This is a genomic window from Silvimonas sp. JCM 19000 (assembly GCF_054652575.1).
On sequence record NZ_BAAIHC010000012.1, the window covers coordinates 93,910 to 113,958 of the forward strand.

A 20,049-nucleotide genomic window follows, 5' to 3' on the forward strand; every position below is an offset into this window, starting at 1 on the left:
ACCCACCACTCAAAGCCATCTGCCTAAAGCACTGCGCCTGGCATGCCGCTTTGAGGGTGGGTTCCAACGAAGAGCCAAGGCCGTCGTTCCTGGCATGACGCTTTAAACGGTTGCTCCAGACGGGGACGCCGCTGCCGCCCGCGACCCGCATCTAGCCATGGCGCTGCGGCCACAGCAGCCGTGGCGCGGCGATGCCTATGGTCAGCGCCAGCAACACCATGCCCGCGCGAATGGCGTTAACGCCGGCTTCTTCCAGCAAAGCACCACCCGCTGCTTTGCTGGGCAGCATGGCAATACGCAACATGGCTTGCACCGCGTGGTACATAAAGACGCCGGGCACCAGCGGGATCACCGCGCTGATGGCGTAGATGGCGCTGACGTGGCGTAAACGGCGCGCCAGGGCCTGCGCCAGCACGCCCACCAGACACGCTGCCGCCAGTGTGGCCACCACCAGATCGCCGCCCGCCGCCACGATGCCGTTGCGCAACGCTACGGCCAGCACTGCCATCGCACAGCAGCCCGGCAGGGCACGCGGCGGCACGTTGAACAGCAAGGCAAAGCCCAATGCCGCCGGTGCGGCCCAGATGCTGATTAACCAGTGCGGCATCATCCCACCACCCGCAGAGCCAGACTCATGCCGATGGCGATGCCCACGATAATCACCACCCCCATGGTCAGCCGCACATTGCCATTCAGATAATTGCCCTGCAGCAAATCGCTGGTGCCATTGATCAAAGGTACGCCGGGAATCAGAAACAGCACGCAGGCCGCGAGGGCCGCATCCGGCGTGCTGGTCAGGCTATGGGCCGCGCCGGTGATCAGCGTGGCGACAAAGGCGGCGGCGCTGGCAAACATCAAGGGCTGCAAGCCGCGTTTGACCAGCCATTGCCGTAACGCCATGCCGATGCCGCTGGCAAAGGTGGTGAGCGCGATGGCGGCGGCGTCCCCACCAAACAGGGCGGCAAAGCCGCCACAGGCTATCCCGACAAACAGCGCAATCAGTCCGGCCGGATAGCGCGGGGTATGCGTCGCGATTTGTTCGGTCCACGTTTTGAAGGCTTCAGTGCCGATGCGGCCGGCTTCGAGCGAGGTCAGGGCGCGCTCCAGTGCATTGAGCGCGCGAAAATTAACGCCCATATGCGGCGCTTTGCGCAGCGCGGTTTCACGCTGCAGGTTCATTTCCAGCGTCAGGCCGAGGTTAAGCGATGACACCACCGTATCGACCCGCTGCGCGCCCAATGCCGTAGCGCAACGTTGCATGGCGGCGCTGGTGCGCGCGGTATCGGCGCCGCAACTATGCGCCAGCAAGCCAATCTGCAAAGCCAGATGGGTGACCTCGGCCAGGCTTAAGGGGGTTTCCTTGTTCATCGTGTTCGGACTGCCGCCAGCCGCTTTTGCTGTTGCGCGCGCCAGATGCGCCAGCCCAGCAAGATCGCCAGCAAGACTGCGTATATGGCCGGATCAGTGATATCGCGTTTGACCAGCCACCAGTAATGCACCACGCCCAGAATGGCGATGGCGTAAATGGCCTTATGCAGCCGCGCCCAGTTACGTTTGAGCTTGCGCACGCTGGCGGCGTTGGAGGTGACTGCCAGCGCGGCCATCAATACAAAGGCAATAAAGCCGACGGTGATAAAGCGCCGTTTGATCACGTCGTGCCACATTGCGGCAAAGTCGAACAAATGATCCAGCCCGAACCAGGTGGCGAAATGACAGCACACATAAAAGAAAGCAAACAGCCCCAGCATGCGGCGAAAGCGCAGCAACTCATTGCGGCCGGTAAGGATGCGTAGCGGTGTTACGCACAAGGTGATCAGCAAAAAATTGAGTGTCCAGGTGCCGGTTTGATGCGTCACGTACTCAACCGGATTGACCGCACTGGTCACATGCAGCGCGATCCACGCGGCCGGGATCAGACAGACGATAAACAAAACGAACTTGAGCCAGCTAATGGCTCGGGGTGAGACAGGGCGGGTGGCGGCCATGGTGTCACTATGCGGGTGGGCAATGACGCCGGTTATAGCAGCAGGCGCGGCTGGCGTCACTGTGGCTTATGCCCGATACGCTCATGCCGAGCCAGCGCAATGCCCCGTATAATTGCGCTTTTCCCGTTTTCCGGAAGCGCGTTCATGCCTGTCAGCGTCGTCAAATCGGCCCAGCGTATTGTGGTCAAGGTGGGTTCCAGTCTGGTCACCAACGATGGCCGCGGCCTCGATCACGCCGCATTGGCGCGCTGGGCGGCAGAAATTGCCCAGCTTAAATCGCTGGGCAAACAGGTGGTGCTGGTGTCATCCGGTGCGGTGGCAGAAGGCGTGGCGCGGCTGGGCTGGAGCGTCAAGCCCACCGCCGTGCATGAAAAACAAGCCGCCGCCGCAGTGGGCCAGATGGGCTTGTGCCAGGCGTATGAGAGCGCGTTTCGGCAACATGGGCTGAACACCGCGCAAGTGCTGCTGACGCATGAGGATATGGCCGACCGCACCCGTTATCTGAATGCGCGTTCTACCTTGCTGACGCTGCTGGCGCTGGACGTGATTCCAATCATCAACGAAAACGACACCGTGGTGACCGCCGAAATCAAGCTTGGCGATAACGACACCCTGGGTGCGCTGGTGACCAACCTGGTCGAAGGCGATGCGTTGGTGATCCTGACGGACCAACGCGGGCTGTACACGGCGGACCCGCGCAAAGATCCCGCCGCCACGCTGGTGGAAGAAGCCAAAGCGGGCGATCCGGCGCTGGAAGCGATGGCGGGTGGGGCGGGTTCCAATGTGGGGACTGGCGGCATGCTGACCAAAATCCTCGCGGCCAAACGGGCCGCCCGCAGTGGCGCCGCCACCATCATCGCCAGCGGCCGGGAACCCGATGTATTGACGCGGCTGGCAGGCGGCGAGGGCATCGGCACGCAACTGGTGCCCGAGACCTCGCCGCTGGCGGCGCGCAAGCAGTGGATTGCGGCGCATCTGCAGGTTAAAGGCAAAGTGGTGCTGGACGACGGCGCGCGCCGGGCGCTGGCAGAGAAGGGGTCCAGCTTGCTGCCGATTGGCGTCGTTGATGTGGTGGGGGATTTCCGCCGCGGCGATATGGTCAGCTGCGTGGACAGCCTTGGCCACGAGATCGCCCGCGGCTTGATCAACTATGCGGCCGCCGAAACCCGCCGCATCCAGCGCCAGCCCACCGGGCAGATCGAAGCAATTCTGGGATATCTGGAAGAACCCGAACTGATCCACCGCGATAATCTGGTGCTACTGGATTAAGCCGCGACCAATAGGGTGGGTCTAGACCCACCACCCAAAGCCAGATGTCACGAGCGGTGCGCTTGGCATACCACATTGGACGGTGGGTCCAGACCCACCCGATGTCTCGTGATTAATAGGGTGGGTCGTGACCCACCATCCAAAGCCGAATGCCACGAGCGGTTTGCTTGGCATGCCACATTGGACGGTGGGTCCAGACCCACCCTATCGTCCTTACGGGTTCAAGCGCGCGGCGGAGGCTGATCGGTGCCGCCCGGCACCAGTTCCGGTTTCCACAGCCGATTCAGCGACGGGGTCGGTTCCCCGGCCAGGCGCGCCAGCATCAGCTCGGCCAGTGTGCGGCCGGCCTGGCGCGCTTGCGGTTGCATGATGGCGCTCACCGTGGCGCTATCCGGCAGCAGCGCGGGCAAGCCGCCAAATACGATGATCGAAATATCGTGCCCCGGCAGCAAGCCGGCCTGGCGCAGCGCGCTCATCACGCCCAGCGCTGACACGTTGTTATCCACCACCAGCGCCGTCGGCCGCTGTGGCAGGGCCAGCAATTTGCGCGTGGCGGCAGCGCCATCGAGCGGCGTCAGCCCGCCGTGCACCATATAATCCGGATCGACCGCCACGCCAGCGGCGTTCAGCCCCAGCAAATAACCCATGCGCCGTTGCGCGGCAAAGTTCATCGAGAGCGGCGCGCTGACCAGGGCAATACGTTGATGGCCCAGCGTGGTTAGCCGCTCTACCGCCAGCCGCATGCCATATTCATTGTCGTAATCGAACCAGGGGTATGGGTCTGCCAGCGCACTGCGCCCGTGGGCCACAAACGGGAAACCCTTTTCCTGCAGGTACTCCAGGCGCGGATCCTGCACTTGCGTCCGCGCTACGATCAGGCCATCCACTCGGCCCGCCGACACCATGCGTTTGTAGGTATCCAGTTCATGTTCTTGCGCCGCCGAGACGATCATCAAATCCATGCTGGCTTCGCCCAGCCGCTCGGTAATCCCGGCAATGATGTCGAGGAAGACCGGATCGCCCAGATCGGACGGCTCAAACGGATAGATGATGCCGATGCTATCGGTCTTGCCGGTGGCAAGGCGACGCGCAACCGTGTTGGCGCGGTAGCCGAGTTGACGCGCGGCTTCGACCACGCGTTCGCGCGTTTCGGCGTTAACCTCAGGAAAACCATTAAGCGCACGGCTAACCGTGGTGGGTGAGAGCTGGAGGTGAGCGGCAAGCTGGCGGAGGTTCATGGGCCCGGTCGGTTAGGTTTCTGATATCGATTTCAGCGGCATTGTGCCGTAGCGGCCGCGAAAGCGAAATCGGTCATATGCCGGGCGGCACCAGCCCTGGCCATCCCGACTGCGCCGCGCCTGGGCTTTAGCTAAAGCGGAAAGACAGCGTTTCGCGCCCGCGCCGGAATAACACATGGTCTGACAAGATGGTCAGATGCCATTCTTCGCTGGCCAACGGCTTGTTGCGTTTGAAAGCGCGCATCTGTACCACGGCAATGCACAGACCATGCTCGGGATCGCGTACCGACGGATACAGGATCAGATCAACGTCGCCGTTCTCACGCGCGCCCGTGCCGATATCGTGGGTGGCGCGGTAATCATCGGGACGGTTCCAGCGGTCCGGCGTGGCGGCAAACGGCGGCAGGCGCAGATCGACCGCATTGCCCGCCACATCCACCTGGAACAAGGTGCGTTGCAAGGTGATATGCGTGTCGCGCAACCCGGCGGAGGCATTGATAAAGCGGAATTGCCAATAGCCCGATTCGGCCATGGCGGTGGTTTTATTCTCGGCCGCGTACAGCATGCCCAGCGCGCCAGGCCGGACAAAGCGCGTACCGTGGGGCGGGCTGGCCGGATAGCGAAACGGTGTACTCAGCAGATAATGCAGTTTTTGTGCGCCAGCAGGCACCGGCGGCTTGTGCTCATCCAGCAAAGTTTCGAGCAGCGCTTGCTCGTCAGGATCATTGTCCACCAGTGCCAGCGTGGCCACTTCGCGCTGGGTTTCGACCGAACGCCAGGCCTTGAACGCGGCGCTGCTGTTAGATACGACCGCGGATGCCGTCAAGATAGAGACCCACAGTAAACAAGCCGGCCGCACCACGGCGGATGATGTCGGCGGGGACGCCGCCCAGATCGGTATTGGGGGTATGCATCCAGCGGCGGATCAGATCTTCTTGCCCGCCGAGGATGGAGGAGAGTGAGCGATACAGGCGGATTAGCGTCAGCGCGGTATCCCACTCGGGGCGATGGTTATTGAGTTCGTACTGGCCGTGCACCATGCGGCTGACGCTGGCACCGGACAAGCCCAGCATGCGGCCCAGGTCCGATTGACGGAAATCCAGCCGCTCCGCCGTGCGGACCAAGGCTTTGGTCATCACGACTTCGTCTTTCAGTACCGGTTTCTCAAGCGCCGCCATAAACCCTCCGCGATTTGCTGCTGGAAATATAGCACAAAAAAATTTCTGGAGAAAACATAGGGTGGGTCATGACCCACCATTCAAAGCCATGGAGACGCACGATGATGCTTGGTGCGCTGCGGCTTCGAATGGGTGGACCAGACCGCACACCCGGTCCCCCCATGCCTAATGCCCGCCGCCCCCACCACCACCCGTAGACCCAAACGGTGGCTTGGCAAACCAGACAATCACGATCAGCGCAAAGAAAATCACGCCCAGCAACCAGAACACTTCTTTGGTGGCGATCATGAAGCTTTGTTGCGCAATCACCTGATCCACCTGTGCATATGCCGCTTGTGCGCTCATGCCCAGGTCTTGCAGCTTGCTCAGATAATCCACACTGGCCGGGTTGGCGGCGTTCACGTTTTCAGTCAGACGCACGTGGCTGAAATTCTGCCGACGGTCCCACAAGAACACCGCGATGGCCGTGGCAAAGCTGCCCGAAATGGTCCGGAAAAAATTGGACAAGCCCGATGCCGATGCCATCTGCGCCGGGCCGAGGCCGGACAGGATGATCTGGTTGAGTGGCACAAAGAAACACGCAATGCCGATGCCCTGCATAAAGCGCGACAGCATGATGTGGTTAAGGTCGGTGTCCAGGGTAAAGCTGGCGTACCAGAACATGGTGACGCCGAACACCACAAACGCGATCGACGCCACCATGCGCAGATTCAGCTTGGTGATGTTCTTGCCGATGATGGGTGACAAGAACAGCGCCAGCACACCGCCCGGCGCAGTGGCCACACCGGCCCATGTCGAGTTGTAGCCCATCACTGTTTGTAGCCACAGCGGGAACAACACCGTGCTGCCAAAGAAGCAGAACATGCCCAACGACAACACAATCACACCGATGGTGAAGTTACGGCGCTTCAGCAGCGTCAGCTCCACAATCGGATGCTCTTCGGTCAGCTCCCACGCCACAAAGTAGGTCAGCGCCAGCACGGCCACGGCACCCAGGGTGACGATCACTGGCGAGTTGAACCAGTCCAGATCGTTGCCGTTATCCAGCATCACTTGCAGGCTGCCCACGCCCAGCACCAGCAGGATCAGGCCAACCACATCGATCGGCAACTTGCGGGTGGGGGTTTCACGGTCTTTCAGCAGGTTCCACGACGCAATGCCCGCGGCGATGCCCACCGGCACGTTGATGTAGAAAATCCACGGCCAGCTGAGCTGATCGGTGATGTAGCCGCCGAGCAAGGGCCCGAAAATCGGCGCGACAATCACGGTCATCGACCATAAGGCCAGCGCCAGGCCCTTTTTCTCCGGTGGATAAGTGCTCAGCAGCAGCGTTTGTGACAGCGGCACCATCGGGCCGGAGACCAGGCCTTGCAGAAAGCGGAACGCCACCAGCATCGGCAGGCTGTTGGCCATGCCGCACAGGATGGACATCAGCGTAAACAACAGCACCGACAGCGAAAAACATTTGACCTGGCCAAAGCGGCCAGCCAGCCAACCGGTCAGCGGCACCGCAATGGCTGCCGCCAGACCATATGAGCTGATCGCCCATGTGCCCTGGTTGGCCGCCACGGCCAGATCGCCGGCAATGTGCGGGACTGAAACGTTAACAATCGTTGTATCGAGAATTTCCATGAAGGTGGCGAACGACAACGCCACCGTCACCAAGGCCAGCTTGCCGCCGTGCAGGGGCGCAGGCGGGGCTACAGCAGCGGCTGTAGAGGTCATGACAGTACTCCGCGAAGCATGCCCCGGCGGTCAAACGCCAGGGCATGTCAATTACTTGCTCTTGGCCATATTGCGCGCCACGATGGCGTCGGCTTGCGTCTCGGCCTGTTGCAGCGGCTGGTCCAGCACGGTGGTGGTAAACAGCGGCTTGTTCTCGGTGGCGGCCGACAGCACGCTACCGTCACGCTGATGAGTGTCCACTTCCACCGTGGTCGACAGGCCTACGCGCAGCGGATGCTGGCGCAGCTCTTGCTGATCCAGCTGGATACGCACCGGCACACGTTGCACCACCTTGATCCAGTTACCGGTGGCGTTTTGCGCCGGCAACAGGCTGAAGGCGCTACCCGTACCGGCGCCCAGGCCAACCACTTTGCCGTGGTATTCCACCTTGCTACCGTATACATCGGCCGTAATCTTCGCGGGCTGATTGATACGGATATTGCGCAGTTCGGATTCCTTGAAGTTGGCGTCCACCCACAACTGGTCCAGCGGCACAATCGACAGCAAGGATTGGCCCGGGGTGATGCGCGCGCCCACTTGCACGCCACGCTTGGCCACATAGCCCGACACCGGCGCCGGGATGGCATTGCGTTGCACGGTCAGCCACGCTTGCGTGTAATTGGCGCGAGCACGCAGCACGCTGGGGTGATTTGCGATGTTGACGCCATCGATGCTGGCATGGGCGGCTTCGGCTTGCTTTTCGGCTACATCCAGCGCCGCTTTGGCGACGGCGACATCGTCTTTGGCGTGGGCAACTTCTTCGGCCGACACGGTGTGGTCAGCGGCCAGCGGCGCACGGCGCGCCAGATCATCCTGCGCCTTGGCCAGATCGATCCGTTTTTGCGCCAGTGCGGCGTCGTATTGCGAGGCGTTGGCGTAGGACTGGCGCAGTTGGCGCACCGAATCACCCAGCGCGGCTTCGGCTTGCGCCAGCGCTACCTTGGCATCGACCGGGTCCAGTTTGACGACATCGTCACCGGCCTTCACAAACTGCGTTTCGTCCGCGCTGATCTGGGTGACGGTGCCGCTCACTTGCGAGGTCAGCGTGACCAGGTTGCCGCCCACATAGGCGTTATCGGTTTCTTCGCGTTGCGTCAGTACGGTGGCGTAATAAAACGCGTAGCCGATGCCGGCCAGCACAAACACGGTGGTGATGATGGCCATGACCGGTTTGCGCTTTTTCTGATTCGCGGCAACGGCTTGGTTGTTATCGGTACTCATGGTGTTCTCCAGAATTCTTTAGCATGACTGGCTCACCGCGCGCAGCAGCGGCGCGGTAGCGGGTTTGTTATTTGGTTTCGGCTACGGCGTCGGCGGTCGGGGCTTGATAGCCACCGCCTAGCGCACGGGTCAGCGCAATTTCGGTATTGATCTGGCGGTTACGCAGCAGCAGCAACTGGTCCTGAATCATCAGCACCGGCAGTTGCGCCCGCAGTACCACGCCTTGATCGGTCAGGCCACGCTGCATGCGGGTTTGCTGGTTTTTCAGCACGCCCTCGGTCGCGACCAGATAGTTGCGAGTGGCGGCCTCTTGCGCCGACAAGCCTTGCAGCGCCACACCCTGGTTGGCCACGTCCTGCACCGCATTCACCAGCGCCTGGTTGTACTGGGCAATGGCCACATCGCGTTGCGCCCGGCTGGCAGTCAGCCCGGCAGCCAGACGGCCGCTATCAAAGATCGGCAGGCTCAGCGCTGGGGTAATGCCCAGCGTGCGCGTGCCTTGCTTCAGCACATCGTCCAGGCTCAGGCTGGAAGCGCCGACAAACGCGCTCAGGCTGATATCCGGATAGAACAGCGCCTTGTTGTACTCGGTGCGTTGCGTTGCGGCTTCGGCGCGCCAACGGGCGGCTTGCAGATCGGGGCGACGTGCCACCAGGTTCAGACCCAGATCAGCGGGCAGTGCGCCGACGGCTTGCGGCAAGGGCTGCGGCTGCAGTTGGTCCACCACTTTGCTGTCACCGGTAATGCCCAGCAACGCGCGCAAGGATTCGCGATCCTGGCGCTCGGTTGCGGCCAGTTGCGCCAGCACGGCGTCCTGGTTGGCGACATCACCGCGCGCGCTGCGCTGGCTGGTATCGTTTTCCAGGCCGCTTTGCACACGGCGGGCGGCAATCTGGTGCAGATTTTGCTGCACGTCGCGTTGCTGCTTGATCAGCGCAATGCGGGCGTTGTCGGTCTGCCAGGTAAAGTAGGCTTGCGCCACGGCGGTGGTCAGCGATTGCTCGGCAGCGGCCAGATCGGCGCGGCTGGCGGCGGTTTCGCCCAGGGCCGCAGCGATCTCGGCCTTGTGCTTGCCCCACCAGTCAAATTCATACGACGCGGAAATTTGCGGCTCGGTATCGGTCACCCATTCACCGGCCAGCGGCGGTGGAATCAGACCGTATTCGGACGTCAGCTCGCGCGTCACCGACACACTGGCGCGCACATTCACGCCTTCGTTGGCATGCGCCTGTTGCACGCCAGCCTGCGCCGCCAGCACACGCGTTTGCGCCACCACCAGGTTGGGCGAGCCTTTAAGCGCAGCATCCATCAGTTGATCGAGCTGGCTGTCGTGATAACGCGACCACCAGCGGGCATCGGGCCAGCCTTCGCTGGCCAGTTTGATCTGGCTGGAAAGCTGCGCGCCTGCGGCGTCGCGCAGTTGTACGGACTGATGGTCTTCCGGAATCCGGGCGCAGCCGGCCAGCGCCAGCAAGCCCAAGGCGAGATAAGGTTTCATGGCTTTTCTATGTAGTAGTTCAGTGGACCCTGCGCTCAGGCAAAGGCGCCGAGCAGCTTCTTGAGGATGGCTTCGAGCAGGTCGCGTTCTTCCGCCGTCAGATCGTTAAACGGTGAGAAGGCATGGTTCTGGATTTTGGGTAGCGTACGTTGCACCAGCTCTTCGCCTTGCGGGGCCAGATACAGGTCAATGCGACGCCGGTCTTCCGGGTTGGGCTCGCGGCGCAGCAGGCTTTTGGCCACCAGCTCGTCGCAAATCCGCGTGACATTGGCGCGCGACTCGCCGGTCGCTTCGGCCAGGTCAGACGGGTTGAGCGGTTTGCCGCCCGAGCTGACCAGCATCACCAGCGCCAGAAAACTGATGCGGTTGAGGTTATATTCGCGCAGCACTTCGTTCATGCGGCTGTTAAGGCCGCCGGCGATGTGTTGCAACAGCATTTTAAGCAGCACGGGCTGGCGGTCGCTGCCGGGCACGCGCGCACAAACCCGCTCGATGCGGTTTTCGATATCCGCAAAGGTGGGAAAAGCGTCTGGGGTGGGGTGGACATGATCATTCATGCCGGGATAGTAAATTTCTGAATTATTTTTGACAAGAATAATTTAGGGCTGTATCTCTGCCGCGACGTTGTGATTTTCCCGTAGCCCGCTGTTTGAACTGCGCCAGATCAAGGCATCTTGGGTTTTTGACCGGGCATCGGTTAAAGTTCGGTCATGAAACAATCACTTGATCGCATTCTCACTTCTCAGGGTTTCGGCACGCGTAAAGGCGTGCGCGAGCTGATCGCCGATGGCGAAGTGGCCGTCAACGGCCAGATCGTCACCGACTGGCGCACCGATGTTGAAACCGAAGGCCTGATGATTACCCTGTTTGGCGAGGAAGACTGGCCCTATCGCGCCCAGCTCTATCTCGCCTTGAATAAACCCACCAATTACGAATGCTCGCGCAAGCCGAGCCACCATCCCGGCATTCTGACGCTGCTGCCCGAGCCCTATCGCTGGCGCGATGTGCAACCGGTGGGACGGCTGGATCATGACACCACCGGTTTGCTGCTGCTGTCGGATGACGGCGCGTTTATTCATGCGCAGTCACACCCCAAACATCATCAGCCCAAAAAATATCTGGCCACGCTGGCGCAAGCGGCCGACTCCAGCCTGGCCGAGCAATTACTGAACGGGGTCAAACTGCACGACGAACCAGCGCCGCTGCACGCGCTGTCGGCCGTGCTGGTGGATGAGCTGCATATCGAGATGGTGCTGGAGCAGGGCAAATACCATCAGGTCAAACGCATGCTGGCGGCGGCGGGTAACCATTGCGCCGCCTTGTCGCGCGTGGCCATCGGCGGGCTGACACTGGCCTCGCTTGAGCTGGCTGAAGGCGAATATATTGAACTGGATGCCGAGCAACTGGCTGCGCTCAACCGTACCGGCGACGCCGCCTGATGGCCGCGCTGCGCATGCTGGCCGGGCCCGAAGCGCTGCGGCAATTACGCGAACACGGGCTCAAGCCCGATCTGTTTTCGCATATGGGCGCGGCCGCTGGCGGCCCCAAATGGCAGGTATTGGCGCGGCTGGATAAAGCGCTGATGGGCCAGTGGCTGGCAGACCGCAGCAAGCCCATGCTGGCGGTGGGAGCGTCGATTGGGGCGTGGCGGCTGGCGGCACTGGCGCAAGACGATCCGCTGGCGGCGCTGGACCGCTTTGAAGCGCATTACCTGGCGCAAGCCTATTCCGAGCGGCCGTCCCCGCGTGAAGTCAGCCAGGTGGCGCTGCAGATCATGCACGGCATGCTGGGCGAGACGGGTGCGCAGCAGATCGTGGCGCATCCGTGGCTGCATCTGAACATCCTGACCGCGCGCGCCGTGCGTGGCATCGATGGCAGCGGTAGCCGCGGCGACAAGCTGGCGCTGGCGCGGGCGGTGTTGGCCAACGCGCGCGCGCGGCGGCATCTGGGCGGCTGGCTGCAGCGCGTCACCTTCCATGCCGGGCCGCAGCCCGCACAGTTTATCGATGATGGTTTCGGCAATACCGCAGTGCCGCTGCAGCCCGCTAATTTGCCGGCTGCTTTGCTGGCCAGCGGGGCCATTCCCGGCGTGCTGGAAGCCGTACGCGACATCCCCGGTGCGCCGCGCGGCACTTATCTGGATGGCGGGCTGATCGATTACCACATGGATCTGGCACTGGCCGAGCCGCAAGGTTTGATGTTGCTGCCGCACTTTACCCAGCGCATCACCACGGGCTGGCTGGACCAGTTTCTGCCGTGGCGCAAAGCCGCCTGGCTGGAGCGCACGCTGGTGCTGGCGCCGACGGCTGAGTTTGTGGCGCAACTGCCGGGCCAGCGTATTCCCAGCCGCAAAGACTTTGCCCGGTTTAACGGCCGCGACAGTGAACGTATCGCCGCGTGGAAAACCGCTTTGAACGCCGGGCAGCAGCTGGCCGATGAATTTGTCGACTGGATCAACCAGCCCAACCCCGTTGCCAGGATCGAACCGCTGCCATAGGGTGGGTCAAGACCCACCATTCAAAGTCGTAGAGATGAACTTAGATACCTGAGTGCGCATCGCGCCCTGCGGCGTACGTTATTCGAAAGTAAATCGGATATCGTCCGGCATGGAATCAAGCGGCACTGCGATCAAAGTGGCAGAGCAGCACGCCGCAGCATCTGCATATGGCTTTGAGTGGTGGGTCTTGACCCACCCTATGCCGCGCCTTTTATTTGACCGGGATGGCTTGTCCGGTCACCGGTACCGCCGTCAGCGAGTTATCCGGGCTGCCGTCGATGACCTTGTCCGAGTACGTCAGATACACCAGCGTGCTGCGTTTGGCGTCGGCGATGCGCACCACGCGCACGTGTTTGAAGATAAACGACGCGCTTTGCTTGAATACTTCTTCCTGCTTGGGGATGGGGTGCAGAAACTTGATCGCGCCCACCTGGCGACACGCCACCGAAAAGCGCGACGGGTCTTTGGCCAGGCCGACCGCGCCGCTAATGCCCCCGGTTTTGGCGCGCGAGATATAACAACTAACGCCGCTGACGGCTGGATCATCAAACGCCTCGACCACAATCTTGTGATCCGGCCCGATCAGCTGAAACGCGGTATCCACCGAGCCGACTTCTTCCGCGTGGGCCAGGCCGCACATCGCGACCAGTCCGGATATTGCGATGTGCTTGAGCATGACGGCTTCCTTATTGAGTACAGATCGCCACGTAGCGGCGGATGACTTCAGCAAAACCGGTTTCCAGTGCTTCGACTGTTAACGCGTGGCCGATCGAGACTTCATCGACACCCGGCACCGCCTTGAGAAAACCGCCGAGGTTGTGCAGGTTCAGATCATGCCCGGCATTCAGCCCCAGGCCATGTTCCAGCGCGCACTGCGCCGCCACCGCATAACGCGCAAGGATGGCGGCGCTGTCGGGCTGGCCGTAATGCAACGCGTATTCTTCGGTGTATAGCTCAACGCGCGCGGCACCCGTTTGCGGGGCGAGGGCGATCTGCGCCGGGTCGGGGTCAACAAACAAACTCACGCGGATGCCCGCCGCATTGAGTTCGGCCACCACGGCTTTGAGCAAATCCATGCGCGCGGCAATATTCCAGCCGTGGTCCGAAGTGAGCTGGCCCGGTTCGTCCGGCACCAGCGTGCATTGCGCGGGGCGTGCTTGCAGCACCACGTCCAGGAATTCACGCGACGGATAGCCTTCGATATTCAGTTCAGTCCCCGGATATTCCTGCACCAGCGCCGCCAGCGCCAGGGCGTCGGCGTTGCGCGCATGGCGTTGATCGGGCCGCGGGTGGATGGTGACCCCTGCGGCGCCGTGTTGCAGGGCCAGGCGGGCAAAGTGAGTGACGGACGGATAATCCCGGCCGCGCGAATTGCGGATCAGGGCAATCTTGTTCAGGTTGACGCTAAGTTGGGTAGCCATGCGCTGGGTGCCCTGGGTGTGGCAGAAAACAAGGATTGTTGCCGCATGCTGCACGCATGTCCACCTACAGAAGGCCATGGACACGGCCATAACACGCATCCGATGCCGTCCACGCATAAAAAATGCCCGGCGTACCGGGCATGGGTGGGGTTAAGCCTTGGGCCGGCTTAGAACATCGTGTGGACCGGCGTGGTAAACGCGATCATGGCGCCGCAAATGGCGAGCAGTACAACAGAACGAGCAAAGCTACTCATGGCACATTTCCTTTACGAGTTAAAAACAAAAGCTGCGGTGCCCACCCTGCTGGGGGCACGATCCGCCGCGCGTGGAGCGTCGGATCAAGATTCGGTGGCGTGGCTGCCTGGTTGCCTGCTGGCTAGTAAGCCAACTCTTTGATGCATTGCACCAATTATGCCACAGTCAGTATTGCAAAAGCATTTCGTCAGCATCAGCAAGCGACAGTGTGCAGTGCACGGCTGGTATTTGCTGTGACGTATCTACTTGTGAGCAAACATCGTTCCCGATTTGTGTGAAAGCGGCATGACGGCGCGATGACCGCGCGCCAGGCGTGCCAAAGGGGCGTGGAAACCGCGCGCCGTTTTTGCAAAATATCTTGGTAAATCAACGACATGCCAGTTTATGGCCAAGCCTGATGCCAACGACAAAGAAGCGCGCCTCTGCTGACGAACGGCGTAAAACTGCTTTATTTATCTGCAATTTTCTTGTCAGGCAGGCGCGTGCAAACGGGGCGAATTGCGGCGGCGCAGCAACATGCTGGTGCGCCGTGATCGGGCGCAGGGCAGACGTGCGGTGTACTCAGGGGGCGGGGAGCCAGTCCATATCGACATGCGGAATGCCGTCTTCATCGTATTGCGCACTCACCGTGACAAAGCCAAGTGCGCCATAAAAGCGTTGCAGGTGCGCTTGCGCGCCGATGCGATTGCCCAGGCCGGGATACAGACGCCCCGATTGCGCCAGGCCTTCGGCCACCAATGCTGAGCCGGTGCCCCCTTTACGCGCCGCCGCAGCCACCACCACTCGGCCGAGCGATGGCGTGTCGTACTTGAGTCCGGGCGGCACCAGCCGCAGTGCCGCTTGGACCTGCCCGGCCGCGTCGCGCCCGAGCAAATGCCACGACGGCTGGTCCAGATCATCCAGATCGCCATAAACGCAGTTCTGCTCCACCACAAACACGTCCTGGCGCAGTTTGAGATAGGCGTAGAGGGCAGCGGAATCAAAGTCGGAGAAGCGATACCAGGTCCAGGTCAACGGCATGGTGCGGGGCTCAGCAAGCAAAGGGGGTGAAGGAGAAGGTACAAAAGCCAACGGGCCGGAATGCCTCCGACCCGTTGTGGCTAAGCCCGCTGCAGCGCTTACACGCCCAGACGTTGGCGCCAGCGCGAAATCTGCAACCGTACCTGGTCGGGCGCGGTGCCGCCAACGTGATCGCGTGCGGCAATACTGCCTTCGGCGGTCAGCACTTCGGCGATATCGGCTTCAATCAGCGGTGAAAAGCTCTGCAGTTCAACCAGTTGCAGCTCGGACAGATCACGGCGTTTTTCTTCGGCATAACGCACTGCCAGTGCCACGGCTTCATGCGCATCGCGGAAAGGCAGGCCTTTCTTGACCAGGTAATCGGCCAGATCGGTGGCGGTGGCATAGCCTTGCTTGACCGCTTGCGCCATGGCGTCGGGTTTGACGGTAACGCCACGCATCATGTCGGCATAGATCCGCAACGTGTCGGTCAGGGTATCGACCGTATCGAACAGCGGCTCTTTGTCTTCTTGATTGTCTTTGTTGTAGGCCAGCGGCTGGCCCTTCATCAGCGTCAGCAGTGCCACCAGATGGCCGTTGACGCGGCCGGTCTTGCCGCGCACCAGTTCCGGCACGTCGGGGTTCTTTTTCTGCGGCATGATCGACGAGCCGGTACAGAAGCGATCGGCAATATCGATAAAGCCGAAGCGCGGGCTCATCCACAGCACCAGTTCTTCGGACAGGCGCGACAGATGCGTCATGGTCAGCGCGGCGGCAGCGGTAAATTCAATCGCAAAGTCGCGATCGGAGACCGCATCCAGCGAGTTCTCACACACGCCTTCAAAATTCAGCAGCTCGGCGGTATAAGCGCGGTCCACCGGAAAAGTGGTACCGGCCAGTGCGGCGGAGCCCAGCGGCAGACGGTTAACCCGGCGGCGCGCATCAGCGAAACGCTCGGCATCGCGGCCCAGCATTTCTACATACGCCAGCATGTGGTGGCCGAAGGTGACCGGCTGCGCCACTTGCAGATGGGTAAACCCGGGCATGACGGTGGCGGCGTGTTTTTCGGCGAGTTCGAGCAGCGAAATCTGCAACTCGTGCACCAGCCCGATCAACACATCGATGGCGCCACGCAGATACAGACGGATATCGGTGGCGACCTGGTCATTGCGGCTGCGCCCGGTATGCAGACGCTTGCCGGCATCGCCGATTTTTTGCGTCAGACGCCGCTCGATATTCATGTGCACGTCTTCAAGATCGAGCGACCACTCGAACGTGCCATGGCGGATCTCATCCAGGATATCGGCCATGCCGCTCTGGATGGCACGCAGGTCCTCTTCAGTCAGCACGCCCGCGCGTTGCAGCATGGTGGCGTGGGCTAAGGAACCCTGAATGTCGACTTCGGCCATGCGTTTGTCGAAGCCGACCGACGCGGTGTAGCGCTTGACCAGATCTGACACCGGCTCGTTGAACCGACCAGACCAGGCTTTCCTGGAATCCTGCATGTTGGGGGTAACCCTTAAACAAACGAACGCCGATTATATGCCGCGTTTGTGCTTTGTTGCACTGCACGCTAAATCCGTTCAGTGACAAAACTCCCTTTTATGTCAGCACGATGTGTAGCCAAAGCAACGGCGGGTGCTAGAATTCGCCACATTTGGCCGCAGTGCCCTGTTGCGGGGCAAGGCCATATATACAGAACGCACCAGGCGCGGTACTCGCCGCGCCGGAGAAAAGGTCTATGAGTAGAGATATGAAGCGCTCCGCGTCGAGCAGACCGGCGGCGCGTAGCGGCGGCGGTGGCGGTGGTTCCTTGCTGACCGGGCTGGTGCTGGGTGCGCTGGTCGGGGTTGCCGTGGCAGTGGGTGTGGCGTTTTATATCAATCGCGGCACCAATCCCTTTATGAACAAAACCTCGGCCCCGCCGCCTGATGCGGTGACCAGCGCGCCGGTGGTTGCTCCCAACCAGCCTGAAGTACTGCGCCCGGAAGGCCAGGGCCGTGATGTCGCGCAGCCTTTGCCGCAGTCCGGTTCGTCCAGCAACCAGAGCGCAACGGCCAGCGCGGCGCAAACGCCGCCCAAGGCCACCGCCAGCGCGGGCGAACGCTTCGACTTTTACAAGATGCTGCCGGCCATGTCGGACAAGGCCGAAGCCAAAGCGGCCGCTGCCAACAAAGCCAAAGACAGCGGCGATGCCACGCCGCCCACGACGGTGGAAGCGCCCAAGGGGGCGTATCTGCAAGCGGGCGCTTTCCAGAATGAGCAGGATGCGGACAACCTGAAAGCCAAACTGGCGTTATTAGGCATCGAGGCCCGCATCCAGACCGTCGAAACGCAAGACAAAGGCATCTGGCATCGCGTACGCATCGGCCCGTTTACCAGCGTGTCAGATATGGACAAAGTGCGCAGCGAACTGCAGGCCAATGGCGTGCAGAGCGCCAACGTCAAGGCACAATAAGCGGCGGGAATTTAATCAGAACGGCGCAGTCATAGTGCCGGTTTTGCATACTTTCGACCTAACGAATAAAAGGACTATCCAGCATGACCCGTTGGCTCAAGGCGATGTTTATGGCGGTTGGTTTGCTCACGGCGTCGGTCGCCGCGCACGCTGATATCAAGGAAGGCACGGAATACAAGCTGCTGACGCCGGCGCAACCGGTGGCGGTGCCGGGCAAGATCGAGGTGATCGAGTTTTTCTGGTACGGCTGCCCGCATTGCTTCCATATCGAGCCTTACGTTGAAGCGTGGGCCGCCAAACTGCCCAAGGACGTTAACTTCCGCCGCGCCCACGTGGTATGGCAAGGTCGTAACGACATCATTGCGCACGCCAAAATCTTTATCGCGCTGAACACCATGGGTATCGCGGGCAAGTATCAACAGGCTGTGTTCAACGCCATCCAGCAAGATGGCCTGGAACTGCGCAAGGACGACGTGCTGTTTGACTGGGTTAAAAAGCAAGGTATTGACGTCAACAAGTTCAAGGCGGCGTACAACTCGTTCAGCGGCAGCGTAGAAATGAACAAGCTGGCCAAGATGGTGCAGGACTATCAGGTGGATGGCGTGCCGATGTTTATCATCAACGGCAAATACGTGACGGCCCCGTCGATGGTGGGCAAAGAAGACGGCACGGTGCTGACCGTGGTCGATCAGTTGATTGCCAAAGAGCGCAAGAAATAAGCGCGCGGCAGATCAATTAAATCAGGGCGCTCAAGGCGCCCTGATTTGTTTGCGCCATGCATAGGGTGGGTCTGGACCCACCAGGCAAAGCCATCACCAGGGACAGCGATGGTTGGCATACCGCTGCGTTGAGTGGCCGTGGGTATTTACCTGGGTGGCATAGCAAAGCGTTGCGCCGTCCGGGTATGGCATTGACGGATGGGTCTAGACCCACCCTATAACAACCGATCCGGATGCAGCGCTTATTACGGTTGCAGCCAGCGCGCCAACGGCCCCGGCATCATGCTGGCCAGCGCGCTGCGGTCAGTGGTGTCCAGCCAGTTTTTAAGATGCAGTCCCAGTTCGGTGTCGCCCTCGATCTGCAGTTTGCGCTGAAAGAACAGCGTGTCCGGGTCAGTCTGGCCCCGCAGCATGGCGGTAAAGCCCGCAAGCTCGGCCCGCAAGGTCACATCAGCGGCTTTGCTGCTGTGGATAAACCGGCCGCCGGTGTAGCTCAGCGTGACGCCGCAGCCTAGATCCGACACCGCCAGCCGCGCAGTCTTGCCTTGCAGCCACATAAAATCTTCGTCCGGCCACAAGCGCCGTACCGCCAGGTTCAGCGTCTGGCAAACAACAAAGCCTGCCGGCGCTTCGGGTAAGTGCGGCGCGATGCGGCGCAGCGGTAACAGCCAATCGGGGTTCATGCGTTTGCCTCCTGACACGTAATGCCGGCCTGGCCAAACCAGTAGCCATTAACCAGCCCTTCGGGTTGCCACTGTGCAACGTCGGGTTGCACCGATACGCCCTGTAGCGCGGCATGCCAGGCCCGCACCCATTCGCCGGTATGGCGCGCCTGCGGGCTGATGCGCAGCGTGCTGATGCCTGCGGCGCGGATTTGCGGCAACAGGTTCCACAAACTGTGGCAGGCGGCGGATTGGGTCTGGATGCCATTCAGGCGCAAAAACGGTTGCTGCTCGCGCGTGCGCATCACCATGCCGTCCGGATGTTCCAGGCAGACAAATTCGCAGCGATCTTTATTGCGATCGTAATGGCGGGCGGTAAAGCAGCGCGCTGACCACGCCAGCGGCAAATGACCATGCGCAAACAGTTCGATCGGCACCAGATGCTGGCTCTCGGCGCGTACGGCATTGAGCGTATCGCGGCTGATTTCCACCGGTGGCACCCAGCGGCACGCGCCCAGACCCACATACCAATCCAGCGTGGCGCCGGAATAAATGTTCAGATGCGGCCCGGCTACAAACGGCAGACCGGCATCGGCCGCCACTTTGACTGCGCCTGGATCGTTGGCTTCGATCAGAAAACCGGCGTTGGCCAGCTTGCGTAGCGCAATCAGATCGCCCCCCGATTCCAGCAAGGCCTGCGATGACAGCACCACGGTCTTGCCTGCGGCCTGCAGGGTGGCGGCGATATCCAGCCAGTCATTCAGGCGCATCTCATGGCGGCGCGAGCACACGACTTCGCCCAGATAAACCCGCTCTACCGGCCAGGTGCTGACGGCGGCGTAGAAACGTTGGATGGTGGCTTGCGGCCAGTAATACAGCAGCGGGCCGAGCGATAGATTGATGGTGTTTTCCATGCCTGTAGCC

At 61.3% G+C, this 20,049-nt stretch carries 21 protein-coding genes; 5 read left to right on the top strand and 16 right to left on the bottom strand.

Annotated features, from left to right (window positions below):
* Window positions 1-151: 151 nt before the first annotated feature.
* The 3 genes from ACYQ1A_RS12530 to msrQ are packed head-to-tail and all read right to left on the bottom strand — an operon-like array spanning window position 152 to window position 1,985.
* A complete protein-coding gene (locus ACYQ1A_RS12530) occupies window positions 152-607 on the bottom strand; it encodes a threonine/serine exporter family protein (RefSeq protein WP_499362451.1) in 456 nt (151 codons plus the stop codon).
* Window positions 607-1,368 carry a threonine/serine exporter family protein gene (locus tag ACYQ1A_RS12535; protein ID WP_499362453.1) on the bottom strand — a complete coding sequence of 254 codons (762 nt, stop codon included), beginning with the start codon at window positions 1,366-1,368 and terminating at the stop codon, window positions 607-609. The genes ACYQ1A_RS12530 and ACYQ1A_RS12535 overlap by 1 nt, the downstream gene beginning before the upstream one ends.
* Window positions 1,365-1,985 (bottom strand): protein-methionine-sulfoxide reductase heme-binding subunit MsrQ, encoded by a 621-nt coding sequence (msrQ, locus tag ACYQ1A_RS12540; RefSeq protein ID WP_499362455.1) that lies wholly within the window; start codon window positions 1,983-1,985, stop codon window positions 1,365-1,367. Before msrQ ends, ACYQ1A_RS12535 begins: the two co-directional genes overlap by 4 nt.
* Before the next feature lie 144 nt (window positions 1,986-2,129).
* Between msrQ and proB the strand changes: the two genes are divergently transcribed.
* Window positions 2,130-3,254: a glutamate 5-kinase gene (gene proB / locus ACYQ1A_RS12545; protein WP_062225002.1), complete on the top strand. Its 1,125-nt coding sequence runs from the start codon at window positions 2,130-2,132 to the stop codon at window positions 3,252-3,254.
* Between the two features lie 221 nt (window positions 3,255-3,475).
* Here the strand turns inward: proB and ACYQ1A_RS12550 are convergent, their stop codons facing one another.
* The 7 genes from ACYQ1A_RS12550 to ACYQ1A_RS12580 all read right to left on the bottom strand — a co-directional run bounded on the left by ACYQ1A_RS12550 (window position 3,476) and on the right by ACYQ1A_RS12580 (window position 10,671).
* A complete protein-coding gene (locus ACYQ1A_RS12550) occupies window positions 3,476-4,492 on the bottom strand; it encodes a substrate-binding domain-containing protein (protein WP_499362457.1) in 1,017 nt (338 codons plus the stop codon).
* 127 nt (window positions 4,493-4,619) lie between these two features.
* Window positions 4,620-5,318 (bottom strand): RES family NAD+ phosphorylase, encoded by a 699-nt coding sequence (locus ACYQ1A_RS12555; protein WP_499362459.1) that lies wholly within the window; start codon window positions 5,316-5,318, stop codon window positions 4,620-4,622.
* The gene (locus ACYQ1A_RS12560) at window positions 5,293-5,670 is read right to left on the bottom strand and encodes an antitoxin Xre/MbcA/ParS toxin-binding domain-containing protein (protein ID WP_062225004.1); all 378 of its coding nucleotides are present in this window, start codon (window positions 5,668-5,670) and stop codon (window positions 5,293-5,295) included. The genes ACYQ1A_RS12555 and ACYQ1A_RS12560 overlap by 26 nt, the downstream gene beginning before the upstream one ends.
* A gap of 165 nt (window positions 5,671-5,835) precedes the next feature.
* A complete protein-coding gene (locus tag ACYQ1A_RS12565; protein ID WP_499362462.1) occupies window positions 5,836-7,395 on the bottom strand; it encodes a DHA2 family efflux MFS transporter permease subunit in 1,560 nt (519 codons plus the stop codon).
* Window positions 7,396-7,446: 51 nt separating this feature from the next.
* Window positions 7,447-8,616 carry an HlyD family secretion protein gene (locus ACYQ1A_RS12570; RefSeq protein WP_499362464.1) on the bottom strand — a complete coding sequence of 390 codons (1,170 nt, stop codon included), beginning with the start codon at window positions 8,614-8,616 and terminating at the stop codon, window positions 7,447-7,449.
* A 67-nt stretch (window positions 8,617-8,683) separates the two neighbouring features.
* Window positions 8,684-10,114: an efflux transporter outer membrane subunit gene (locus tag ACYQ1A_RS12575; RefSeq protein WP_499362466.1), complete on the bottom strand. Its 1,431-nt coding sequence runs from the start codon at window positions 10,112-10,114 to the stop codon at window positions 8,684-8,686.
* A 35-nt stretch (window positions 10,115-10,149) separates the two neighbouring features.
* Window positions 10,150-10,671 (bottom strand): MarR family winged helix-turn-helix transcriptional regulator, encoded by a 522-nt coding sequence (locus tag ACYQ1A_RS12580; RefSeq protein WP_053938369.1) that lies wholly within the window; start codon window positions 10,669-10,671, stop codon window positions 10,150-10,152.
* 153 nt (window positions 10,672-10,824) lie between these two features.
* Between ACYQ1A_RS12580 and ACYQ1A_RS12585 the strand changes: the two genes are divergently transcribed.
* Together ACYQ1A_RS12585 and ACYQ1A_RS12590 are read left to right on the top strand one after the other, a co-directional pair.
* A complete protein-coding gene (locus tag ACYQ1A_RS12585) occupies window positions 10,825-11,553 on the top strand; it encodes a pseudouridine synthase (protein WP_499362468.1) in 729 nt (242 codons plus the stop codon).
* Window positions 11,553-12,611, top strand: a complete 1,059-nt coding sequence (locus ACYQ1A_RS12590) for a patatin-like phospholipase family protein (RefSeq protein WP_499362470.1) — start codon at window positions 11,553-11,555, stop codon at window positions 12,609-12,611. Before ACYQ1A_RS12585 ends, ACYQ1A_RS12590 begins: the two co-directional genes overlap by 1 nt.
* Before the next feature lie 211 nt (window positions 12,612-12,822).
* Here the strand turns inward: ACYQ1A_RS12590 and ACYQ1A_RS12595 are convergent, their stop codons facing one another.
* The 4 genes from ACYQ1A_RS12595 to argH all read right to left on the bottom strand — a co-directional run bounded on the left by ACYQ1A_RS12595 (window position 12,823) and on the right by argH (window position 16,791).
* Entirely contained in the window at window positions 12,823-13,287 is a 465-nt protein-coding gene (locus ACYQ1A_RS12595; protein WP_062225738.1) for a CreA family protein, read from the bottom strand.
* A 10-nt stretch (window positions 13,288-13,297) separates the two neighbouring features.
* The gene (locus tag ACYQ1A_RS12600; RefSeq protein WP_499362472.1) at window positions 13,298-14,032 is read right to left on the bottom strand and encodes a pyridoxine 5'-phosphate synthase; all 735 of its coding nucleotides are present in this window, start codon (window positions 14,030-14,032) and stop codon (window positions 13,298-13,300) included.
* Between the two features lie 816 nt (window positions 14,033-14,848).
* Complete coding sequence (locus tag ACYQ1A_RS12605; protein WP_499362474.1) at window positions 14,849-15,307, bottom strand: GNAT family N-acetyltransferase; 459 nt, start codon at window positions 15,305-15,307, stop codon at window positions 14,849-14,851.
* Window positions 15,308-15,405: 98 nt separating this feature from the next.
* Complete coding sequence (gene argH, locus ACYQ1A_RS12610) at window positions 15,406-16,791, bottom strand: argininosuccinate lyase (RefSeq protein WP_499362476.1); 1,386 nt, start codon at window positions 16,789-16,791, stop codon at window positions 15,406-15,408.
* A 236-nt stretch (window positions 16,792-17,027) separates the two neighbouring features.
* Between argH and ACYQ1A_RS12615 the strand changes: the two genes are divergently transcribed.
* Both ACYQ1A_RS12615 and ACYQ1A_RS12620 read left to right on the top strand, forming a co-directional pair.
* Window positions 17,028-17,744 carry an SPOR domain-containing protein gene (locus ACYQ1A_RS12615; RefSeq protein WP_499362478.1) on the top strand — a complete coding sequence of 239 codons (717 nt, stop codon included), beginning with the start codon at window positions 17,028-17,030 and terminating at the stop codon, window positions 17,742-17,744.
* Window positions 17,745-17,827: 83 nt separating this feature from the next.
* Window positions 17,828-18,463: a thiol:disulfide interchange protein DsbA/DsbL gene (locus tag ACYQ1A_RS12620; RefSeq protein WP_499362480.1), complete on the top strand. Its 636-nt coding sequence runs from the start codon at window positions 17,828-17,830 to the stop codon at window positions 18,461-18,463.
* A 245-nt stretch (window positions 18,464-18,708) separates the two neighbouring features.
* Here the strand turns inward: ACYQ1A_RS12620 and ubiT are convergent, their stop codons facing one another.
* Together ubiT and ACYQ1A_RS12630 are read right to left on the bottom strand one after the other, a co-directional pair.
* Window positions 18,709-19,146 carry a ubiquinone anaerobic biosynthesis accessory factor UbiT gene (gene ubiT / locus ACYQ1A_RS12625; RefSeq protein WP_499362482.1) on the bottom strand — a complete coding sequence of 146 codons (438 nt, stop codon included), beginning with the start codon at window positions 19,144-19,146 and terminating at the stop codon, window positions 18,709-18,711.
* Window positions 19,143-20,039: a U32 family peptidase gene (locus ACYQ1A_RS12630; RefSeq protein WP_499362484.1), complete on the bottom strand. Its 897-nt coding sequence runs from the start codon at window positions 20,037-20,039 to the stop codon at window positions 19,143-19,145. Before ACYQ1A_RS12630 ends, ubiT begins: the two co-directional genes overlap by 4 nt.
* Window positions 20,040-20,049: the final 10 nt, after the last annotated feature.

Excerpts from the sequence above, each read along its gene's own strand:
- ACYQ1A_RS12530 (WP_499362451.1), bottom strand. The coding sequence starts at position 607 with ATGCCGCACTGGTTAATCAGCATCTGGGCCGCACCGGCGGCATTGGGC.
- ACYQ1A_RS12535 (WP_499362453.1), bottom strand. The coding sequence starts at position 1,368 with ATGAACAAGGAAACCCCCTTAAGCCTGGCCGAGGTCACCCATCTGGCT.
- msrQ (WP_499362455.1), bottom strand. The coding sequence starts at position 1,985 with ATGGCCGCCACCCGCCCTGTCTCACCCCGAGCCATTAGCTGGCTCAAG.
- proB (WP_062225002.1), top strand. The coding sequence starts at position 2,130 with ATGCCTGTCAGCGTCGTCAAATCGGCCCAGCGTATTGTGGTCAAGGTG.
- ACYQ1A_RS12550 (WP_499362457.1), bottom strand. The coding sequence starts at position 4,492 with ATGAACCTCCGCCAGCTTGCCGCTCACCTCCAGCTCTCACCCACCACG.
- ACYQ1A_RS12560 (WP_062225004.1), bottom strand. The coding sequence starts at position 5,670 with ATGGCGGCGCTTGAGAAACCGGTACTGAAAGACGAAGTCGTGATGACC.
- ACYQ1A_RS12565 (WP_499362462.1), bottom strand. The coding sequence starts at position 7,395 with ATGACCTCTACAGCCGCTGCTGTAGCCCCGCCTGCGCCCCTGCACGGC.
- ACYQ1A_RS12570 (WP_499362464.1), bottom strand. The coding sequence starts at position 8,616 with ATGAGTACCGATAACAACCAAGCCGTTGCCGCGAATCAGAAAAAGCGC.
- ACYQ1A_RS12575 (WP_499362466.1), bottom strand. The coding sequence starts at position 10,114 with ATGAAACCTTATCTCGCCTTGGGCTTGCTGGCGCTGGCCGGCTGCGCC.
- ACYQ1A_RS12580 (WP_053938369.1), bottom strand. The coding sequence starts at position 10,671 with ATGAATGATCATGTCCACCCCACCCCAGACGCTTTTCCCACCTTTGCG.
- ACYQ1A_RS12585 (WP_499362468.1), top strand. The coding sequence starts at position 10,825 with ATGAAACAATCACTTGATCGCATTCTCACTTCTCAGGGTTTCGGCACG.
- ACYQ1A_RS12590 (WP_499362470.1), top strand. The coding sequence starts at position 11,553 with ATGGCCGCGCTGCGCATGCTGGCCGGGCCCGAAGCGCTGCGGCAATTA.
- ACYQ1A_RS12595 (WP_062225738.1), bottom strand. The coding sequence starts at position 13,287 with ATGCTCAAGCACATCGCAATATCCGGACTGGTCGCGATGTGCGGCCTG.
- ACYQ1A_RS12600 (WP_499362472.1), bottom strand. The coding sequence starts at position 14,032 with ATGGCTACCCAACTTAGCGTCAACCTGAACAAGATTGCCCTGATCCGC.
- ACYQ1A_RS12605 (WP_499362474.1), bottom strand. The coding sequence starts at position 15,307 with ATGCCGTTGACCTGGACCTGGTATCGCTTCTCCGACTTTGATTCCGCT.
- argH (WP_499362476.1), bottom strand. The coding sequence starts at position 16,791 with ATGCAGGATTCCAGGAAAGCCTGGTCTGGTCGGTTCAACGAGCCGGTG.
- ACYQ1A_RS12615 (WP_499362478.1), top strand. The coding sequence starts at position 17,028 with ATGAGTAGAGATATGAAGCGCTCCGCGTCGAGCAGACCGGCGGCGCGT.
- ACYQ1A_RS12620 (WP_499362480.1), top strand. The coding sequence starts at position 17,828 with ATGACCCGTTGGCTCAAGGCGATGTTTATGGCGGTTGGTTTGCTCACG.
- ubiT (WP_499362482.1), bottom strand. The coding sequence starts at position 19,146 with ATGAACCCCGATTGGCTGTTACCGCTGCGCCGCATCGCGCCGCACTTA.
- ACYQ1A_RS12630 (WP_499362484.1), bottom strand. The coding sequence starts at position 20,039 with ATGGAAAACACCATCAATCTATCGCTCGGCCCGCTGCTGTATTACTGG.